Origin of the sequence: Streptomyces sp. NPDC020996 (assembly GCF_040641355.1) — a bacterium.
Taxonomy (GTDB): Bacteria; Actinomycetota; Actinomycetes; order Streptomycetales; family Streptomycetaceae; genus Streptomyces.
The window spans coordinates 13,244-30,793 of the sequence record NZ_JBFADM010000005.1; the positions used below are offsets into that span (position 1 = coordinate 13,244).

General features: G+C 70.7%; 14 protein-coding genes. 6 read left to right on the forward strand and 8 right to left on the reverse strand.

The window, feature by feature from the left end:
• Positions 1-63: 63 nt before the first annotated feature.
• Positions 64-489: a Rieske 2Fe-2S domain-containing protein gene (locus AB0G63_RS05305; protein WP_360744558.1), complete on the reverse strand. Its 426-nt coding sequence runs from the start codon at positions 487-489 to the stop codon at positions 64-66.
• Between the two features lie 189 nt (positions 490-678).
• On the opposite strand from AB0G63_RS05305, the gene AB0G63_RS05310 reads away from it, so the two are divergent.
• The gene (locus AB0G63_RS05310; protein WP_360744561.1) at positions 679-1,590 is read left to right on the forward strand and encodes a carbohydrate kinase; all 912 of its coding nucleotides are present in this window, start codon (positions 679-681) and stop codon (positions 1,588-1,590) included.
• A gap of 193 nt (positions 1,591-1,783) precedes the next feature.
• On the opposite strand, the gene uvrA is transcribed toward AB0G63_RS05310, so the two are convergent.
• The gene (uvrA, locus tag AB0G63_RS05315) at positions 1,784-4,825 is read right to left on the reverse strand and encodes an excinuclease ABC subunit UvrA (RefSeq protein ID WP_360744564.1); all 3,042 of its coding nucleotides are present in this window, start codon (positions 4,823-4,825) and stop codon (positions 1,784-1,786) included.
• A 224-nt stretch (positions 4,826-5,049) separates the two neighbouring features.
• On the opposite strand from uvrA, the gene AB0G63_RS05320 reads away from it, so the two are divergent.
• The 5 genes from AB0G63_RS05320 to AB0G63_RS05340 all read left to right on the forward strand — a co-directional run bounded on the left by AB0G63_RS05320 (position 5,050) and on the right by AB0G63_RS05340 (position 9,533).
• Entirely contained in the window at positions 5,050-5,736 is a 687-nt protein-coding gene (locus AB0G63_RS05320) for a maleylpyruvate isomerase family mycothiol-dependent enzyme (RefSeq protein ID WP_360744567.1), read from the forward strand.
• A gap of 71 nt (positions 5,737-5,807) precedes the next feature.
• Positions 5,808-6,464: an MBL fold metallo-hydrolase gene (locus tag AB0G63_RS05325; protein WP_360744570.1), complete on the forward strand. Its 657-nt coding sequence runs from the start codon at positions 5,808-5,810 to the stop codon at positions 6,462-6,464.
• A 515-nt stretch (positions 6,465-6,979) separates the two neighbouring features.
• Positions 6,980-7,864: an ABC transporter substrate-binding protein gene (locus tag AB0G63_RS05330; RefSeq protein ID WP_360744573.1), complete on the forward strand. Its 885-nt coding sequence runs from the start codon at positions 6,980-6,982 to the stop codon at positions 7,862-7,864.
• Positions 7,861-8,784, forward strand: a complete 924-nt coding sequence (locus AB0G63_RS05335; protein WP_360744576.1) for an amino acid ABC transporter permease — start codon at positions 7,861-7,863, stop codon at positions 8,782-8,784. Before AB0G63_RS05330 ends, AB0G63_RS05335 begins: the two co-directional genes overlap by 4 nt.
• A 20-nt stretch (positions 8,785-8,804) precedes the next feature.
• A complete protein-coding gene (locus tag AB0G63_RS05340) occupies positions 8,805-9,533 on the forward strand; it encodes an amino acid ABC transporter ATP-binding protein (RefSeq protein WP_360745122.1) in 729 nt (242 codons plus the stop codon).
• 18 nt (positions 9,534-9,551) lie between these two features.
• On the opposite strand, the gene aroQ is transcribed toward AB0G63_RS05340, so the two are convergent.
• From aroQ to uvrB, 6 genes are all read right to left on the reverse strand, one after another.
• Positions 9,552-10,025 carry a type II 3-dehydroquinate dehydratase gene (gene aroQ, locus AB0G63_RS05345; RefSeq protein ID WP_360744579.1) on the reverse strand — a complete coding sequence of 158 codons (474 nt, stop codon included), beginning with the start codon at positions 10,023-10,025 and terminating at the stop codon, positions 9,552-9,554.
• Positions 10,026-10,104: 79 nt separating this feature from the next.
• Positions 10,105-11,205, reverse strand: coding sequence for an ionic transporter y4hA (locus tag AB0G63_RS05350; RefSeq protein ID WP_360744582.1), 1,101 nt, complete (start codon positions 11,203-11,205; stop codon positions 10,105-10,107).
• A gap of 106 nt (positions 11,206-11,311) precedes the next feature.
• A complete protein-coding gene (locus AB0G63_RS05355) occupies positions 11,312-12,313 on the reverse strand; it encodes a TerC/Alx family metal homeostasis membrane protein (protein WP_360744585.1) in 1,002 nt (333 codons plus the stop codon).
• Between the two features lie 261 nt (positions 12,314-12,574).
• Complete coding sequence (locus AB0G63_RS05360) at positions 12,575-14,578, reverse strand: TerD family protein (RefSeq protein WP_360744588.1); 2,004 nt, start codon at positions 14,576-14,578, stop codon at positions 12,575-12,577.
• A 57-nt stretch (positions 14,579-14,635) separates the two neighbouring features.
• On the reverse strand, positions 14,636-15,214 hold the full coding sequence (locus AB0G63_RS05365; RefSeq protein WP_360744591.1) for a TerD family protein: 579 nt from the start codon (positions 15,212-15,214) through the stop codon (positions 14,636-14,638).
• Positions 15,215-15,378: 164 nt separating this feature from the next.
• Positions 15,379-17,526: an excinuclease ABC subunit UvrB gene (gene uvrB / locus AB0G63_RS05370; RefSeq protein WP_360744594.1), complete on the reverse strand. Its 2,148-nt coding sequence runs from the start codon at positions 17,524-17,526 to the stop codon at positions 15,379-15,381.
• Positions 17,527-17,550: the final 24 nt, after the last annotated feature.

Below are 17,550 nucleotides of genomic sequence, written 5' to 3' on the forward strand. Positions count from 1 at the left end.
GGGCCCGGTGATGCCCGATGATGCCCGGTGACGCCCGAGACGTCCGGTGACGCCCGCCGCGGCTCAGGCCTGCGGACCGGCGACGATCCTGCCCTTCTCAGCCCGCACCGGCAGTTCGTCGAGCGGCGCGCCGGCCGGGGAGCGCAGCACCTTGCCGGTGGTGGCGTCGAACTCGCTGCCGTGGCACGGGCAGATCAGCTTCGTGCCCTGCAGCGTGTTGATCGCGCACCGGGCGTGCGTGCAGATCGTGCTGTACGCCTTCAGCGAGCCGTCCGCGGCCCGGCTGACCACGACGTTGTGGTCCTGGTACAGCTTGGCGCTCCCCTCGGCGATCTCGCTCTCGGCGCCGAGGTCGACGGGCGCGGTCGGCACGGCGGAGGTGGTGGTGCCGCCGGCCAGGGAGCACGCGGTCAGGCCGAGCCCCGCCACCGGAGCGACGGCGGCTCCGCGCAGGACGGTACGACGGCTCGGGGAGGGACGGCCGGGCATGAGGATCTCCACTGGTGAGGGGCTGTACAGACCGCACGATACCGGGGCGATGTGCCGGGCTCGGACGCGGGACCGGCCACGCGGTGCACGAGTCCGCTCCACGCAGTGCAGGCAGTCCAGACAGCCCACGCAGTCCACGCAGCCCACGCAGCCCATGCAGCCCACGCAGTCTGAGGAAGGAACCTTCTCGTGATCGTCGTCGCCGGTGAGGCTCTGATCGATCTGGTCCCGCAGGGCACGGGTGCCCTGGCCGCCCTGAGGCCGGCGCTCGGCGGCGGCCCGTACAACACCGCCGTGGCCCTCGGCCGTCTCGGCTCCCCCACCGCCTTCTGCTCCCGCACCTCCTACGACTCCTTCGGGGAGGCGCTGCTGAACGGGCTGCGGGCGGCGGGCGTGGACGTCTCCGGCGTGCAGCGCGGCCCGGAACCCACCACCCTCGCGGTCGCCACGATCGACGAACACGGCTCCGCCGCCTACTCCTTCTACGTCGAGGGCACCGCGGACCGGCTGTTCGCGACGCCCCCGGCGCTCCCCGCCGGGACGCGGGCCGTGTCCTTCGGCACCTGCTCGCTGGTCCTGGAGCCGGGCGCGAGCGCCTACGAGGAGTTGATGCGGAGCGCGGCCGCCCAGGGGGTGTTCACCACGCTCGACCCCAACATCCGGGCGGGGCTGATCGCGGACGCGGACGCCTACCGCGCCCGTTTCCTGAGCTGGCTGCCCTCGGTGTCGCTGCTCAAGCTGTCCGAGGAGGACGCCCGGTGGCTCGGCGGTTCCCCGCGCGAGTGGCTGGCCGCGGGTCCGGCGGCCGTCGTGATGACCCATGGCGGCGACGGCCTGACCGCCTTCGTCCGGGACGGCGGCGAGTACGCGGTGCCGGGTGAGAAGGTCGACGTCGTGGACACGATCGGCGCCGGCGACACGGTGAACGCGGCGCTGCTGCACGGGCTGGCCGCCCGGGACGCCCTGTCCGGCCCGGCTCTGGCGGGTCTGGGGTCTGACGGCTGGAAGCGGCTGCTGCGGTTCGCGGCGCGCGCGGCGGCGGTCACCTGCTCCCGAGCGGGCGCCGAGCCGCCGTACGCGGAAGAAGTGAACGAGGCGTAGGGCGCGGGCGACACCCGGGGCACGGACGACGCGCAGGAGCCGGGGACGCGCAGGAGCCGGGGACACGCAGGGGCAGGCGACGCGCAGGGGCCGGGTCGCAGACGACGCGCGGCGCCCCGCGGACGGGTTGCTCTGTCCGCGGGGCGCCGTGCTGTTCGGTTCTGGCGTCAGCCGGTCCTGCCGGCGGACGGCCTCAGGCCTTCCGGGCCCGCGTGGTCTTCTTCGCGGGCGCCGCCTTCTTGCCTGCCGTGCTCTTGGCGGTCTTGCCGGCCGTGGTGGCCGGGCTGTCGGCGGTGCTGGTCGCCGCCGTCTTCTTCGCCGCGGTCCTGGCCGCGACCGCCTTCTTCGCCGTCGCCCTGCGGGGTGCCTTCACCGAGGCCGCGTCGCTGATCCGGTCGGCGCCGAGGATCTCCCGGAGGAACTTGCCGGTGTGACTGGCCGGGACCCCGGCGACCTCCTCGGGCGTGCCCTCGGCGACGACGAGTCCGCCGCCGGCGCCGCCCTCGGGGCCCATGTCGACGACCCAGTCGGCGGTCTTGATCACGTCGAGGTTGTGCTCGATGACGATGACCGTGTTGCCCTTGTCGACCAGGCCGGAGAGCACCTTCAGCAGCTTGCTGATGTCCTCGAAGTGCAGACCGGTGGTCGGCTCGTCCAGGACGTAGACGGTGCGTCCGGTGGAGCGCTTCTGCAGCTCGCTGGCGAGCTTCACGCGCTGCGCCTCACCGCCGGACAGGGTGGTCGCGGCCTGCCCGAGCCGGACGTAGCCGAGACCGACGTCGTTGAGCGTCTTGAGGTGGCGGTTGATCGCCGGGACGGCCTCGAAGAAGTGCATCGCCTCTTCGATCGGCATGTTCAGGACCTCGGCGATGGACTTGCCCTTGTAGTGGACCTCCAGGGTCTCCCGGTTGTAGCGGGCGCCGTGGCAGACCTCGCACGGGACGTACACGTCCGGGAGGAAGTTCATCTCGATCTTGATCGTGCCGTCGCCCGCGCAGTTCTCGCAGCGGCCGCCCTTGACGTTGAAGGAGAAACGGCCGGGCTGGTACCCGCGGACCTTGGCCTCGGTGGTCTCGGCGAACAGCCTGCGGATGTGGTCGAAGACACCGGTGTACGTCGCCGGGTTGGACCGCGGGGTGCGGCCGATGGGCGACTGGTCGACGTGTACGACCTTGTCGACGAGGTCGTCTCCGTCCACGCGCGTGTGCCGTCCGGGGACGCTCCGCGCGCCGTTCAGCTCGCGCGCCAGGTGCGTGTACAGGATGTCGTTGACCAGCGTCGACTTGCCGGAGCCGGAGACGCCGGTGACCGCGGTGAACACGCCCAGCGGGAAGGACACGTCGATGTCCTGGAGGTTGTTCTCGCGGGCGCCGTGCACCGTGAGCCGGCGGGACGGGTCGTGCGGGCGGCGGATGTCCGGCAGCGGGATGGACTTCCGGCCCGCCAGGTACTGGCCGGTCTGCGACTCGTCGTTGGCCAGCAGTTCCTTCAGGGAGCCGCTGTGCACGACCTTGCCGCCGTGCTCGCCCGCGCCGGGGCCGATGTCGACGATCCAGTCGGCGACCTTGATGGTGTCCTCGTCGTGCTCGACGACGATGAGGGTGTTGCCCATGTCGCGCAGCCGGACCAGGGTCTCGATGAGCCGGTGGTTGTCGCGCTGGTGCAGGCCGATGGACGGCTCGTCGAGCACGTACAGCACGCCGACGAGGCCGGAGCCGATCTGGGTGGCCAGGCGGATGCGCTGGGCCTCGCCGCCGGAGAGCGTGCCGGCCGCGCGGTTTAGGGAGAGGTAGTCCAGGCCGACGTCGACCAGGAACCGCAGCCGTTCGTTGACCTCCTTCAGGACGCGCTCGGCGATCTTCTTGTCGCGCGCGTTGAGCTTCAGCTCGCCCAGGAAGTCCGCGCAGTCGCTGATCGACATCGCGGAGACCTCCGCGATCGACTTGCCCATGATCGTGACCGCGAGGACGACCGGCTTCAGGCGCGTGCCCTCACAGGTCGGGCAGGGCACCTCGCGCATGTAGCCCTCGAAGCGCTCCCGGCTGGCGTCGCTCTCGGCCTCGCCGTGCCGGCGCTTGACGAAGGGGACCGCGCCCTCGAAGGGCGTCGTGTACACGCGCTCGCGCCCGTACCGGTTGCGGTAGCGGACCTCGATCTGCGTCTTGTGGCCGTACAGCAGGGCCTTCCTCGCGCGCTGCGGCAGCCCCGCGAAGGGGATGTCCGTCCGGAAGCCGAGCGCGTCCGCGAGGGCTCCGATCAGGCGGTCGAAGTAGTCCTTGGTGTGGCCGTGCGACCAGGGGTGGATGGCTCCCTCGTCGAGGGACTTGTCCTCGTCCGGGACGATCAGCTCGGGGTCGACCTCCATGCGCGTGCCGATGCCGGTGCACTCGGGGCAGGCGCCGAAGGGCGAGTTGAAGGAGAAGGACCGCGGCTCCAGCTCCTCGAAGGACAGGTCGTCGTAGGCGCAGTACAGGTGCTCCGAGTACATGCGCTCGCGCTCGGGGTCGTCCTCGGGAAGGTCGACGAAGTCCAGCACGACCATGCCGCCGGACAGGCTGAGCGCGGTCTCCACGGAGTCGGTGAGGCGGCGCTTGGCGCTCGCCTTCACCGTGAGGCGGTCGATGACCACCTCGATGGTGTGCTTCTCCTGCTTCTTCAGCGTGGGCGGGCTGGACAGCTGGACGGTTTCGCCGTCCACGCGCGCGCGGCTGTAGCCCTTGGTCTGGAGGTCGGCGAAGAGGTCGACGAACTCGCCCTTGCGCTCGCGCACCAGCGGCGAGAGCACCTGGAAGCGGCTCCCCTCCGGCAGTTCCAGCACCTTGTCGACGATGGCCTGCGGCGACTGGCGCGAGATCGGGCGGCCGCACTCGGGACAGTGCGGCTTGCCGATGCGCGCGAAGAGCAGGCGCAGGTAGTCGTAGACCTCGGTGATCGTGCCGACCGTCGAGCGCGGGTTGCGCGAGGTCGACTTCTGGTCGATGGAGACCGCCGGGGACAGGCCCTCGATGAAGTCGACGTCCGGCTTGTCCATCTGGCCGAGGAACTGGCGGGCGTACGAGGAGAGCGACTCCACGTAGCGCCGCTGGCCCTCGGCGAAGATGGTGTCGAAGGCGAGGGAGGACTTGCCAGACCCGGACAGGCCCGTGAAGACGATGAGCGAGTCCCGGGGCAGGTCGAGCGACACGTTCTTCAGGTTGTGCTCGCGCGCGCCACGGACGATGAGACGGTCGGCCACGCCGGTCCGCACCTTTCTTGAGAGAAGTGACAGGGGCGGGGCCCCCGTCCTTCTCAGACTAGGGGGAGCCACTGACAACGCCGGGTCGGATTCTCGGGATGCATAACAATCCCCGCACCTCCAGGATGCCCGACGCCACACCCGACCCTATAGCACGTGCATTCGATTTCCGGCATTACTTCACCAGCTTCACCCGAAGGTGTGACGGAGCTAGGGTCAGCACCATGATTGATCACGGTCATGACCTGGCGTCTCTGCACGACGCGACCGAACGGCTGCTCAGCGCAGCCGCCGAGCTGGACGACGCCGCGGTGGCCCGGCCGTCACGGCTGCCCGGCTGGACCCTCGGCCACCTCCTGGCCCACCTCGCCCGCAACGCGGACGCCCTCGTGAACGTCCTGGAGGGCCGCCCCATGTACGCCTCCGACGACGCCCGGGACGCCGACATCGAGCGGGACGCACCGCGCCCGCTGGACGTGCACCTCTCCGACGTGCGCGAGAGCGCGGCCCGCCTCCGGGCGGCGAGCGCCGTGCCGGCGGACTGGTCGCGGACGGTGGAGCTGCGCAACGGCGTCACCGACTCGGCGGCCCGGGTGCCGTTCCGGCGGTGGGTCGAGGTGGAACTGCACCACGTGGACCTCGGGATCGGCTACGAACTGGAGGACCTGCCGGCGGAGTTCCTGGAGCGCGAGATCGCCTTCCTCGCCGAACGGTTCGCGGGCCGTCCGGACGTGCCCCGCACGCGCCTGACCGACGGCACGCGCGCGTGGAGCACGGGCCGGGAGGCGGAGAAGCCGGAGATCACCGTCACCGGCCCGGCGCCCGACCTGCTCGGGTGGCTCTCCGGGCGCCGCGACGGCTCCACGCTCACCGTGGAAGGCGGTCCGCTGCCGGCGCTGCCCCCGCTATGAGGCCGACGCCCCGGGGCCACCGGCCCATGGCGGGGGACTCTTCACCGGTCCCCCGCTATAGGCTGACCGGCATGACGTACAGCGGACAGGTGACGGTCGGCGGCCCGGCGGACGTGCACGAGCTGAAGGACCTGATGATCACCAAGATCGCGGTCGGCCCGATGGACAACAACGCCTATCTGCTGCGCTGCCGGGCCACCGACGAGCAGTTGCTGATCGACGCGGCCAACGACGCCGACACGCTGCTCGGCATGATCGGTGACGACGGCATCGCCTCCGTCGTCACCACCCACCAGCACGGCGATCACTGGCAGGCGCTGGCCGAGGTCGTCGAGGCCACCGGCGCCCGCACGTACGCGGGCCGGGACGACGCCGACGGCATCCCCGTGCCGACCGACGTCCTCGTCGACGACGGCGACGTCATCCGGGTGGGGCAGGTGGAGCTGACCGCACGCCACCTGGTCGGCCACACGCCTGGCTCGATCGCCCTGGTCTACGACGACCCGCACGGGCACCCGCACGTGTTCACGGGCGACTGCCTCTTCCCCGGCGGCGTGGGCAACACCCGCAAGGACCCGAAGGCGTTCGCCAGTCTGATCCACGACGTGCAGACCAAGATCTTCGACGTGCTGCCGGACGAGACCTGGGTCTACCCGGGACACGGCAACGACACGACGCTGGGCGACGAGCGCCCGCACCTGCCGGAGTGGCACGCGCGCGGATGGTGACCGCGCCGGGCCGCCCGCGTCTCACGGCGGTCCCGGCAGCCCACCCGGACAGCACACAGGGGCGGTCGGGTCCTGCGACCTGCCGCCCCTGCCGCGTCGGCCCGCTTGCCGCCTCGGTGAGGACGGGCCGGTGACCCATGGGGAGTCATGCCCTACAGCGTGCGGAGCGGCGGATGCGTCACACCACGGGGGTGTGCGGTACGAGGCTGCACGCCCCGCGCACACTCCCGCCCGCCCGACGCCCAGCGTGCGCGCCCCGTGTGAACCCTTCGCACACACCGGCACCGTACGCGCGCTCGCGGTCCGCCCTGTCGCGCAGTCAACTGGAAGCCGCCCCGCACAGGATGACGGCTCCTGCGCGACATGGGCCGCCGGCCTTCCCGATCCCGCCCTCGGCCGGCGGCCCGGGCGTTCCACCCGGCGCTGTTCACAGTAATGAAACACGCATTCCCATCATGCGGACAGTTGCCGCCATGACCTCGACAAACAGGACGGCGGGCTGCCAATCTCCCGCCATGCATCTTGCCCCTCGCGCGCTGCACCGCGCCGTCGCCGCCGCCACCATCGCCCTGCTCGCCACCGCCGTCGGCTGCGCTCCGCAGCCGGAGGACAAGGCCGCCGCCAAGCCGTCCGGGTCGGCCGGGAGCACCTGCGCCAAGGGCGAGCTGGCCACCAAGACATCCGGCAAGCTGACGATCGCCACCGACAAGCCCGCGTACGAGCCGTGGTTCAAGGACGACGAGCCCGCCAACGGCCAGGGCTTCGAGTCGGCGGTCGCCTACGCCGTGGCGAAGCAGCTGGGCTACGGCAAGAGCGCCGTCGTCTGGCAGAGCGTGCCGTTCAACAAGGCCTTCGCGCCCGGCGTGAAGACCTTCGACTTCGACATCAACCAGGTGTCGATCAGCACGGAGCGCAAGAAGGCCGTGGACTTCTCCTCCGGCTACTACGACGTGCGCCAGGCCGTCATCGCGCTGAAGGGCACCAAGGCCGCGAAGGCGACCGGCATCGCGGACCTCAGGGGTCTCAAGCTCGGCGCGCAGGTCGGCACCACCAGCCTCGACTACATCACCGACGTGGTGAAGCCGAAGCAGCAGCCCGCCGTCTTCGCCAAGAACGACCAGGCCAAGTCCGCCCTGAAGAACGGCCAGGTGGACGCCATCGTCACCGACCTGCCGACCGCCTTCTACATCACGGCCGCGGAGGTCACCGACGCGAAGATCGTGGGCCAGTTCGAGAACCAGGGCGGCACGCCGGAGCAGTTCGGCCTCGTCCTCGACAAGGGCAGCGCGCTCACCTCGTGCGTGACCGGCGCCGTCGACGCGCTGCGCGAGGACGGCACGCTGGCCAGGATCGAGAAGCAGTGGCTGTCCGAGGCCGTCGACGCCCCGGTGCTCAAGTGACGGTGGCGGAGGAGGAGTCGGGGGCGGAGTCGGGCCAGGGCTCCGGCAAGGACGTCGAGGACGGCATGCGCGACGGGTACGTCCCGTCGCCGCGGCGGCTGGAGCGCGAGCGCCACAAGCGCGCACGTGCCCGCCGGGCGACGGCGATCGCCGCGCTGTCGACCCTCGTCACCGGGTTCGTCCTCTACCTGATCGTCGTCGAGGCGCCCGGCTGGCCGCGCACCAAGGAGACGTTCTTCGACGCGCGGTACGCGCGCGAGGCGTTTCCCAAGGTCCTCGAAGGGCTGTGGCTCAACGTCCGGCTGCTGCTGGTCTGCGGGGCGGCGGTGCTGGTCCTCGGCATGCTGATCGCCGTCGCCCGCACCCTGCGCGGCCCGGTGTTCTTCCCGCTGCGGGTGCTGGCCGCCGCGTACACGGACTTCTTCCGCGGGCTGCCGCTGATCATCAACCTGATGATCGTGGTCCTCGGCGTCCCCGCGCTGCGTCTGCAGGGCGTCACCGTGGATCCCGTGCTGCTCGGCGGTACGGCGCTCACGCTGACGTACTCGGCGTACGTGGCCGAGGTGTTCCGCGCCGGCATCGAGTCCGTGCACCCCTCGCAGCGTGCCGCGGCCCGCTCGCTCGGCCTGACCAACCGGCAGGCGCTGCGGTACGTCGTGCTCCCCCAGGCCGTGCGCCGTCAGGTGCCGCCGCTGCTGAACGACCTGGTGTCGCTGCAGAAGGACACCGGACTCGTCTCCATCGGCGGCGCGATCGACGCCGTCCGGGCCGCGGACATCATCGTGGGCCGCAGCCTCAACTACACGCCGTACATCGTCGCGGGCCTGGTCTTCGTGGCGCTGACCATTCCGATGACGCGGTTCACGGACTGGGTCACGGCCCGGATGGACCGCCGCCGGGCCCAGGGAGGAGCACTGTGAGCGACGCGCCCGTGCTGCGCATGGAGTCCGTCCGGAAGACCTTCGGCGACTCGGTCGTCCTGCGCGACGTCGACCTGGAGGTGGCCCCGCACACGGTGACCGCGCTGATCGGCGCCTCCGGCTCCGGCAAGTCGACGCTGCTGCGCTGCGCCAACCTCCTGGAGGAGATCGACGACGGCGCGATCTGGCTGGACGGCGAGGAGATCACCGACCCGCGCGCCGACCAGGACGCGGTACGCCGCCGTATCGGCGTCGTCTTCCAGGCGTACAACCTGTTCCCGCACATGACCGTGCTGGAGAACATCACGCTCGCCCCGCGCCGGGTGCACGGCGCTTCCCGCGAGGAGGCCGAGCAGCGGGCCAGGGAGCTGCTGGAGCGGCTCGGGCTCGGCGACCGGGCGGACGCCTACCCGGACCGGCTCAGCGGCGGCCAGCAGCAGCGTGTGGCGATCGTCCGCGCCCTCGCCGTACGCCCGCGCCTGCTGCTGCTCGACGAGATCACCGCCGCCCTCGACCCGGAACTCGTGGGCGAGGTCCTGACGGTCGTGCGCGACCTTAAGGAAGACGGCATGACCATGGTGCTGGCCACCCATGAGATGGGCTTCGCCCGGGACGTCGCCGACCAGGTCTGTTTTCTGGACGGAGGCGTGGTCCTGGAGCGCGGTACGGCCGAGGAGGTCTTCGGCGACCCGCAGCGGGAACGCACCCGGCGCTTCCTGCGGCGGATCGTGGAGGCGGGCCGGCTGTGAGCGGCCTGGGGGCGGCGCTCACGCCTGGGCCTGCGCCGCCCCCGCCAGCGCCGCGACGCGCTCCACGCCGAAGACGTATCCCTGCACGCCGCATCCCGCGATGACCCCGTCGGCCCGCAGCGAGACGTAGGAGTGGTGCCGGAAGGACTCGCGCTGGTGGATGTTGGAGATGTGCACCTCCAGCACCGGCAGCCCGTCACAGGTGTTGAGCGCGTCCAGGATCGCGACCGACGTGTGCGAGTAGGCGCCGGGGTTGATCACGATGCCGCAGTGGTTGAGGCGCGCCTCATGGATCCAGTCCACCAGTTCGCCCTCGTGATTGGACTGCCGGAAGTCCACGGTGCCGCCGTGCGCGGCCGCCGTACTGGCGCACAGCGCCTCGACGTCGGCCAGTGTGTCCTTGCCGTAGATCTCCGGCTGCCGCTGGCCGAGAAGGTTCAGGTTGGGTCCGTTGAGAATCATGATCGGGGCGTTGGCCAGGGTGCGGGGCACGGTTCCTCCGGTCCGGGGCGGGCAGGCTGATCGGCCCCGGTCTATCACGGTGCGCCCGGCGCTGTGCGACCCGCATCCGTCATGGATTGACCGCGAGCTCCAGGTAGGCCGCGAACAGCACCAGGTGGACTCCGCCCTGCAGGGGTGTCGCCCGGCCCGGCACCACCGTCAGCGAGCTCACCACCACGGTGAGGGTGAGCAGCACCATGTGCGTGGCGCCGAGGCCGAGCACCAGCGGCCCGGAAAGCCACACGGACGCCAGCGCGACCGCGGGAATGGTCAGGCCGATGCTGGCCATGGCCGAGCCGAGGGCGAGGTTGAGGCTGGTCTGCACGCGGTCGCGGCGGGCGGAGCGCAGGGCGGCGATCGTCTCGGGAAGCAGCACCAGCATCGCGATGATCACGCCGACGGCCGCGTGGGGCAGTCCGGCGGCCTCGACTCCGGACTCGATGGTGGGCGAGACGCCCTTGGCGAGCCCGACCACGCCGATCAGGGCCAGGCCCAGCAGTCCCAGGCTGATCAGGGCGGTGCGGGCGGACGGCAGTTCGGCGTGGTCGTCGGCGGTGATCACCTCGCCCTGACGAGTGATGGGAAGGAAGTAGTCGCGGTGTCGCACGGTCTGGGTCGCGACGAACAGGCCGTACAGGACGAGCGAGGACAGCGCGGCGAACGTGAGCTGCACGGCGGAGAACTCCGGGCCCGGCTTGCTCGTGGTGAAGGTCGGCAGTACCAGGCTGAGGGTGGCCAGGGTGGCGACGGTCGCGAGGGCGGCGCCGGTGCCTTCGGGGTTGAAGACCGCGGTGCCGTGGCGCAGCGAGGCGACGAGGAGGCAGACGCCGACGATGCCGTTGCAGGTGATCATCACGGCGGCGAAGACCGTGTCCCGCGCCAGGGTGGCGCCCTTGTCGCCGCCGTCCGCCATCAGGGTGACGATCAGGGCCACCTCGATGACGGTGACGGCGACGGCCAGGACGAGGGAGCCGAAGGGCTCGCCGACCCGGTGGGCGACCACCTCGGCGTGGTGCACCGCGGCCAGCACGGCGCCCGCGAGGACGAGCGTCACGAGCGCGACGAGCGCGCCGGGCAGTTCGCGCCCCCAGGTGAGGGCCAGCAGCACGACCGCGAGCACCGGCACGAGCGACGTCCACCGGGTCGCGATCGACCGGAGCTTGGTGATCATGCGGCGATCGTCCCCGATCCGGTGGGTCCGGCGAAGCACCGGGAGCGGGGGTCGGCAAGGTTTCTCATGGTGCTCCCGGTGGTCGTCGTTCCGGTGTCCGCCGTGGTCAGGCCTGGACGCTGTCCTTCGCGGCGCCTTCGGTCCCGGACTGCGCCGCCTCGGCCTCCGCCTGCTTCCTGGACGCCCTGAGGCTGGTGAGCGTGGTGACCAGGAGGACCGAGCAGATCACGCCGAGGGAGACCGGTATGGAGATCTCCGGGACGTGGACGCCGGACTCGTGCAGCGCGTGCAGGACCAGCTTCACTCCGATGAAGCCGAGGATGACCGACAGGCCGTAGCTGAGGTGGACCAGCTTCCTCAGCAGGCCGCCGATGAGGAAGTACAGCTGCCGCAGACCCATCAGCGCGAAGGCGTTGGCGGTGAACACGATGTACGGGTCCTGGGTCAGGCCGAAGATCGCGGGGATGGAGTCGAGCGCGAACAGGATGTCGGTGGTGCCGATCGCCAGCATCACGACCAGCATCGGGGTCATGACCCGCTTGCCGTTCTGCCGGATCCACAGCTTGGTGCCGTGGTAGCGGTCGGCGACGCCGAATCGGCGCTCGACTGCCTTGAGCAGCTTGTTCTCCTCGTACTCCTCGTTCTCCTCCTCGGCCCGGGCCTCCTGGACCAGCTTCCATGCGGTCCAGATCAGGAAGGCGCCGAAGAGGTAGAACACCCACGAGAAGCTGGCGATGATCGCGGCTCCCGCGGCGATGAAGACCGCCCGCAGGGCCAGGGCTATGAGCACGCCGATGAACAGCACCCGCTGCTGGTACTGCGAGGGCACGGCGAACTTCGTCATGATCAGGACGAAGACGAAGAGGTTGTCGACGCTCAGCGACTTCTCGGTGATGAAGCCCGCGAAGAACTCGCCGGCGGGCCGGCCGCCGCCGAAGACGAGCAGGCCGAGGCCGAAGAGCACGGCGAGAGTGATCCAGACGGCCGTCCAGATCCCGGCTTCCTTGAGGGACACGTCGTGCGGTTTGCGGCCGATGAAGAAGTCGACCGCGATCAGGGCGGCGAGGCCCACGATGGTCAGGACCCACAGGGTCGTCGAAACATCCACTGCGCCTCCGGCAGTACGTAACGGCAAATGTCAGCGTCGTCGCTGCCGGAGGTCTCTTCCACCCAGTGACACGACTCTGGGCCGACGCCCCGGGATCTGGCCGGATCCGTATTGACGGGAACGCCGCAGCAGGCAGGGAGTACTCCCCTCCGTACGGAAGACAGTACCCCAATCACCAAGGAAAGGTAAAGAGATCGGTAAAGGAAATTCCAAAGACGCAGCTCAGGGGGCTTTACTCGTGCTTGACACTCACTTCGACGGTCAGCGCTTCCACTCACGGCGGGCCTGCGCGACCTGCGTGAGAACCTGGTTCAGCACCTGGCTGTGGGGCGGAACGAGGGTCGGCTCGTAGGTCCAGGCGTGGCCCACCCACGGGTCGGCGAGGTGGTCGTCGGGCACCGGGGTGAGTCGCAGCAGCGAACGCCACAGCGGGTCGAGCAAGGGGCCGTATCCGGCGGCCTCCTCGCGGTCGGCGATCATCATCAGATGGACGCCGACGGCCGGTCCCTCGTCCGCCAGGTAGCGCAGCTGGTTCACGGCCCGGTCGTCGAAGCCGTGCGGGAAGTCGTTGACGATCAGCAGTTGCTCGGCCGTGTCCAGGTCGTGCGGCAGCGAGTCGGCCGCGCCGCCGCGCATGGCCATCTGCACCAGGTCGACGCGCTGTGTGAGCCGCGCCAGGACGTCCGAGACCCCTGCGGCGCCCAGGGCGGGCGGGCCCGCGAGCACGCCGTTCTGCACCAGCGGTACGAGCTGCTGTGCCGCCGACCCCGCCGGGTCGATGACGTGCACGGTGAACTCGCCCGCCGGGTAGACGGCGAGCAGCCGCGCGGCGAGCGCCACCGCGGTCTCCATCCCGAGGCGCCGCAGGTCGTGGGCGTCGGCGAAGGTTTCGTCGAGCATTCCGACCCGCCCGCTGTCGATCCACAGTCCGCGTTCGAGCGGCAGGCGGACCAGCATCGGGATGCGCAGCGGGTCGCTCTCGGGCAGGTAGAGGTCGCCCAGGCGCACGGCCATCGGGATCTCCATCGGCACCCGGTAGGCGTGCCAGACGGGGTTGTCCCAGCGCGCGTACGCCGGCGGCAGCGCCGGCTCCACGACGTCGGCCTCGGCGCCGAGCTGGGCGAGGTCCCGGTCGAGGGCCTGCCGGGCCTGGTCGACGAGCTGGGTGTGCTTCGTGCGGGCCGCCTCCCGCGCGGCGTCGCCCTGCCCGCCGATCCTGCTGCGGGGGTCGGACAGGACCTGGTCGAGTTCCTTCTCCATGCGGGAGTCGGCGAAGTCGACCGCGCTGCGGTAGGCCGCCGTGGAGCGGGCCAGGTCCTCGAACATGCCCCAGACCTGGTTGTAGAGCCGCTCGTCCATGGACCAGCCGGTCGCGTCGCCCGCCACGGGCCGCGCGGGCCAGCCCGGCTGGGCCGGGGGTGCGGTCGGCGGGGGCGGCGGCGGGGCGCCGGTGTGCCGGGCCGGGTGGCTGTAGTCGATCGGGCCGCCTGCGGTGGGCGCGGACGGCTGGGGTCCGGCGGAGGGATCCGCCGGACCCGCCGAAGGGCCGGACTGCGCACCCTGCGCCGCGTACGGGGACGCGGCGTCGGGGGCCGCGTGACCCGGGGTTGTCCGGGCCGCGGGGCCGTGGTCGGGACCGTGCGCCGGTGCGGTCGCCTGTCGGCTGCGGCCGCCGTCCGCGGTACGCGCCTGCGGCGCCTGCACAGAGCGGGCCAGGCCCTGGGCCACCGCCTCGTTGATGCCGGTCGCCAGCTGCTGGGCCTCGGTCAGACCCTGGTCGGTGAAGAGCTCGGCGAGGCCGTCGGCGTACCCCTGGCCGACGGCGCGCACCTTCCAGGCGCCCTGCCTGCGGTAGAGCTCCAGGGCGACGACCGCCGACTCGGCCTCCAGGCCGGTGATCGTATAGCTGGCGACCTCGGTGCCGTCGAGGCCGGTGACCGCGACGAAGGGGGCGGCGACGGCGCCGAACCGGACCGGGCCGCCGACTCCCATGGGCAGGGCGAGCAGCACACTGACGCGATGCACGGCCTCCGGCATGGCGTCCAGGTCGACCGCGAGACGGTGGTCGGCGGCCGCCTGCCGGGAGACCTCCAGACCGGGCAGGGTGGGTGCGCCCGGATGGGCCACCCATTCGACGCCGCGGATCTTGCCGTTCTCGTCGCTGAGCGTGGCCGCCGCCACGATCGGCTTGCCGGCCGAGACCCGGACCTCGAGACGGACCCGGGTAAGCGGGTGGTTCTGCCCCCGCACCAGCTCGGCCGTCATCGCCTTCGTCCCCCTGTGTCGCTGGTGTGTCGTGTCGTGTGCCGCTCGCCGGTCCCGCTAGAGAAGCGGCAGGATCGCCGGCATCAGGTCCTGGAACGTGCGGCCGTTGGCCGGGTTGCCGAGGGCCGTCATGGTCCAGCCCGCGCCCGCGCGGTGCACCTTCGCCATGACCTGGGCGGTGTAGGCGCCGCCGCCCGCGAGCGTGTAGCGGGCGAGCTCCTGGCCGTTGGTCTCGTCGACCAGGCGGCAGAACGCGTTCTGCACCTCCTGGAAGGTCTGCCCCGTGAAGGAGTTCACGGTGAAGACGATCTGGTCGATGTGGACCGGGACGCGCTGCAGGTCGACGAGGATGGACTCGTCGTCGCCGCCCTGGCCGGCGCCGCCGACGAGGTTGTCGCCGGTGTGACGGACGGAGCCGTCGTCGCTCACCAGGTGGCGGAAGAAGACGACGTCGACCGGCTGCTTGTCCGCGAACAGGACGGCGGAGGCGTCCAGGTCGATCTCCCGGGTGCGCGAACCGAACAGGCCGCGCCGGGGAGCCGCCTGCCAGCCGAGACCCATACGGACCGCGGACAGGCTGCCTCCGTCGTTCTTCTGCAGACTGATGGCCTGACCCTTGGTCATGTTGACGGTCACGCGCTGATTCCCCTCTCGTACTTTCCCCTGTTGCCGCGGAATCCGCGGTTGATGAGCACCCTACGCAGGGCCACTGACAGTGCCGTACCCCGGCCCGTACTTTGTGTCGGTCTTGCAACACAGCGCGTGCGGACGGGGCCCGGAAGACGCGTGCCGACGGACGGTCAGGCCAGTCCCGCCTCCTTCATCTGACGCAGTTCCTTCTTCATCTCGGAGACTTCGTCGCGCAGCCGGGCGGCGATCTCGAACTGAAGGTCCGCGGCGGCGGCGCGCATACGCTCCGTCAGCTCCTCGATCTGTTCGGCGAGATCGGCCGCGGGACGGTCGGTCGGCACCGTCTGCCTGGCCTTGCCCTTGACCGCCTTGGCGCCGGCCGCGCCGGTGCCGGCCGCCTTGCCGAGGGAGGGCACGGGGGCCTTGGCGCCCTTGCCGTCCTTGGTCTTGCGGTACCCCGAGCCGAGCAGCTGCTCGGTGTCGACGTCCTCGCGGGCGATCTGCGCCACGATGTCGTTGATCTTCTTGCGGAGCGGCTGGGGGTCGATGCCCCGCTCCTTGTTGTACGCGATCTGCTTCTCGCGCCGGCGGTTGGTCTCCTCGATGGCCCGCTCCATCGCCGGTGTGATCTTGTCGGCGTACATGTGGACCTGGCCGGAGACATTGCGCGCGGCGCGGCCGATGGTCTGGATGAGGGAGGTACCGGAGCGCAGGAACCCCTCCTTGTCGGCGTCGAGGATCGCCACCAGGGAGACCTCGGGCAGGTCGAGGCCCTCGCGCAGGAGGTTGATGCCGACCAGGACGTCGAACTCGCCGGAGCGCAGTTCGCGCAGCAGTTCCACGCGGCGCAGCGTGTCGACGTCGCTGTGCAGGTAGCGCACCTGGATGCCGAGTTCGAGGAAGTAGTCCGTGAGGTCCTCGGCCATCTTCTTGGTGAGCGTGGTGACCAGGACGCGCTCGTCCTTCTCGGCCCGCGTACGGATCTCGTGCACCAGGTCGTCGATCTGGCCCTCGGTGGGCTTGACGACGACTTCCGGGTCGACGAGGCCGGTGGGACGGATGATCTGCTCGACGACGCCGTCCGCGCGGGAGAGCTCGTAGGTGCCGGGCGTGGCCGACAGGTAGACGGTCTGCCCGACCCGCTCCTGGAACTCCTCCCACTTCAGGGGGCGGTTGTCGAGGGCGGACGGCAGGCGGAAGCCGTGGTCGACGAGGGTGCGCTTGCGGGATGCGTCGCCTTCGTACATGGCGCCGATCTGCGGGACCGTGTTGTGCGACTCGTCGATGACCAGCAGGAAGTCGTCCGGGAAGTAGTCCAGCAGGGTGTTGGGCGGGGACCCGGGCGAGCGGCCGTCGAAGTGCATCGAGTAGTTCTCCACGCCGGAGCAGGTGCCGATCTGGCGGAGCATCTCGAGGTCGTAGGTCGTCCGCATCCGCAGCCGCTGGGCCTCCAGGAGCTTGCCCTGCTTCTCCAGGTCGGCCAGCCGCTCCCCCAGCTCCTTCTCGATGTCGTTGACGGCCCGCTCCATGCGCTCGGGGCCCGCGACGTAGTGGGAGGCCGGGAAGACGTACAGCTGCCGGTCGTCGCTGATGATCTCGCCGGTGATGGGGTGGAGGGTGGAGAGTGCCTCGATCTCGTCGCCGAACATCTCGATGCGGACGGCGAGCTCCTCGTAGACCGGGAAGATCTCGATGGTGTCGCCGCGCACCCGGAAGGTGCCACGGGTGAACGCCATGTCGTTGCGCGTGTACTGGATGTCCACGAAGCGGCGCAGCAGCTGGTCACGGTCGATCTCGTCGCCGACCCTGAGCGGGACCATGCGGTCGACGTACTCCTGCGGCGTGCCGAGGCCGTAGATGCAGGACACCGAGGCGACCACGACGACGTCGCGGCGGGTGAGCAACGAGTTGGTCGCGGAGTGGCGCAGGCGCTCGACCTCCTCGTTGATCGAGGAGTCCTTCTCGATGTAGGTGTCCGACTGCGGGACGTAGGCCTCGGGCTGGTAGTAGTCGTAGTACGAGACGAAGTACTCGACGGCGTTGTTGGGCAGGAGCTCGCGGAACTCGTTCGCCAGCTGGGCGGCCAGCGTCTTGTTCGGCGCCATCACCAGGGTGGGGCGCTGGAGCTTCTCTATCATCCACGCGGTGGTCGCGGACTTGCCGGTGCCGGTAGCGCCGAGCAGGACGACGTTCCTCTCGCCCGCTTCGATGCGCCGGGCGAGCTCGGCGATGGCCTGCGGCTGGTCGCCGCTCGGCTGGTAGGGGCTGACGACCTCGAAGGGCGCCACCGTGCGTTCGATCTGGGAAACGGGCCGCATGCTGTCCACCGTACGACCCGCCAC

Bases quoted from the DNA above. Each gene is read 5' to 3' on its own strand.
- AB0G63_RS05320 (WP_360744567.1), top strand. From the start codon at position 5,050: ATGATTGATCACGGTCATGACCTGGCGTCTCTGCACGACGCGACCGAA.
- AB0G63_RS05340 (WP_360745122.1), top strand. From the start codon at position 8,805: ATGGAGTCCGTCCGGAAGACCTTCGGCGACTCGGTCGTCCTGCGCGAC.
- uvrB (WP_360744594.1), bottom strand. From the start codon at position 17,526: ATGCGGCCCGTTTCCCAGATCGAACGCACGGTGGCGCCCTTCGAGGTC.
- AB0G63_RS05350 (WP_360744582.1), bottom strand. From the start codon at position 11,205: ATGATCACCAAGCTCCGGTCGATCGCGACCCGGTGGACGTCGCTCGTG.
- AB0G63_RS05330 (WP_360744573.1), top strand. From the start codon at position 6,980: ATGCATCTTGCCCCTCGCGCGCTGCACCGCGCCGTCGCCGCCGCCACC.
- AB0G63_RS05325 (WP_360744570.1), top strand. From the start codon at position 5,808: ATGACGTACAGCGGACAGGTGACGGTCGGCGGCCCGGCGGACGTGCAC.
- AB0G63_RS05360 (WP_360744588.1), bottom strand. From the start codon at position 14,578: ATGACGGCCGAGCTGGTGCGGGGGCAGAACCACCCGCTTACCCGGGTC.
- AB0G63_RS05305 (WP_360744558.1), bottom strand. From the start codon at position 489: ATGCCCGGCCGTCCCTCCCCGAGCCGTCGTACCGTCCTGCGCGGAGCC.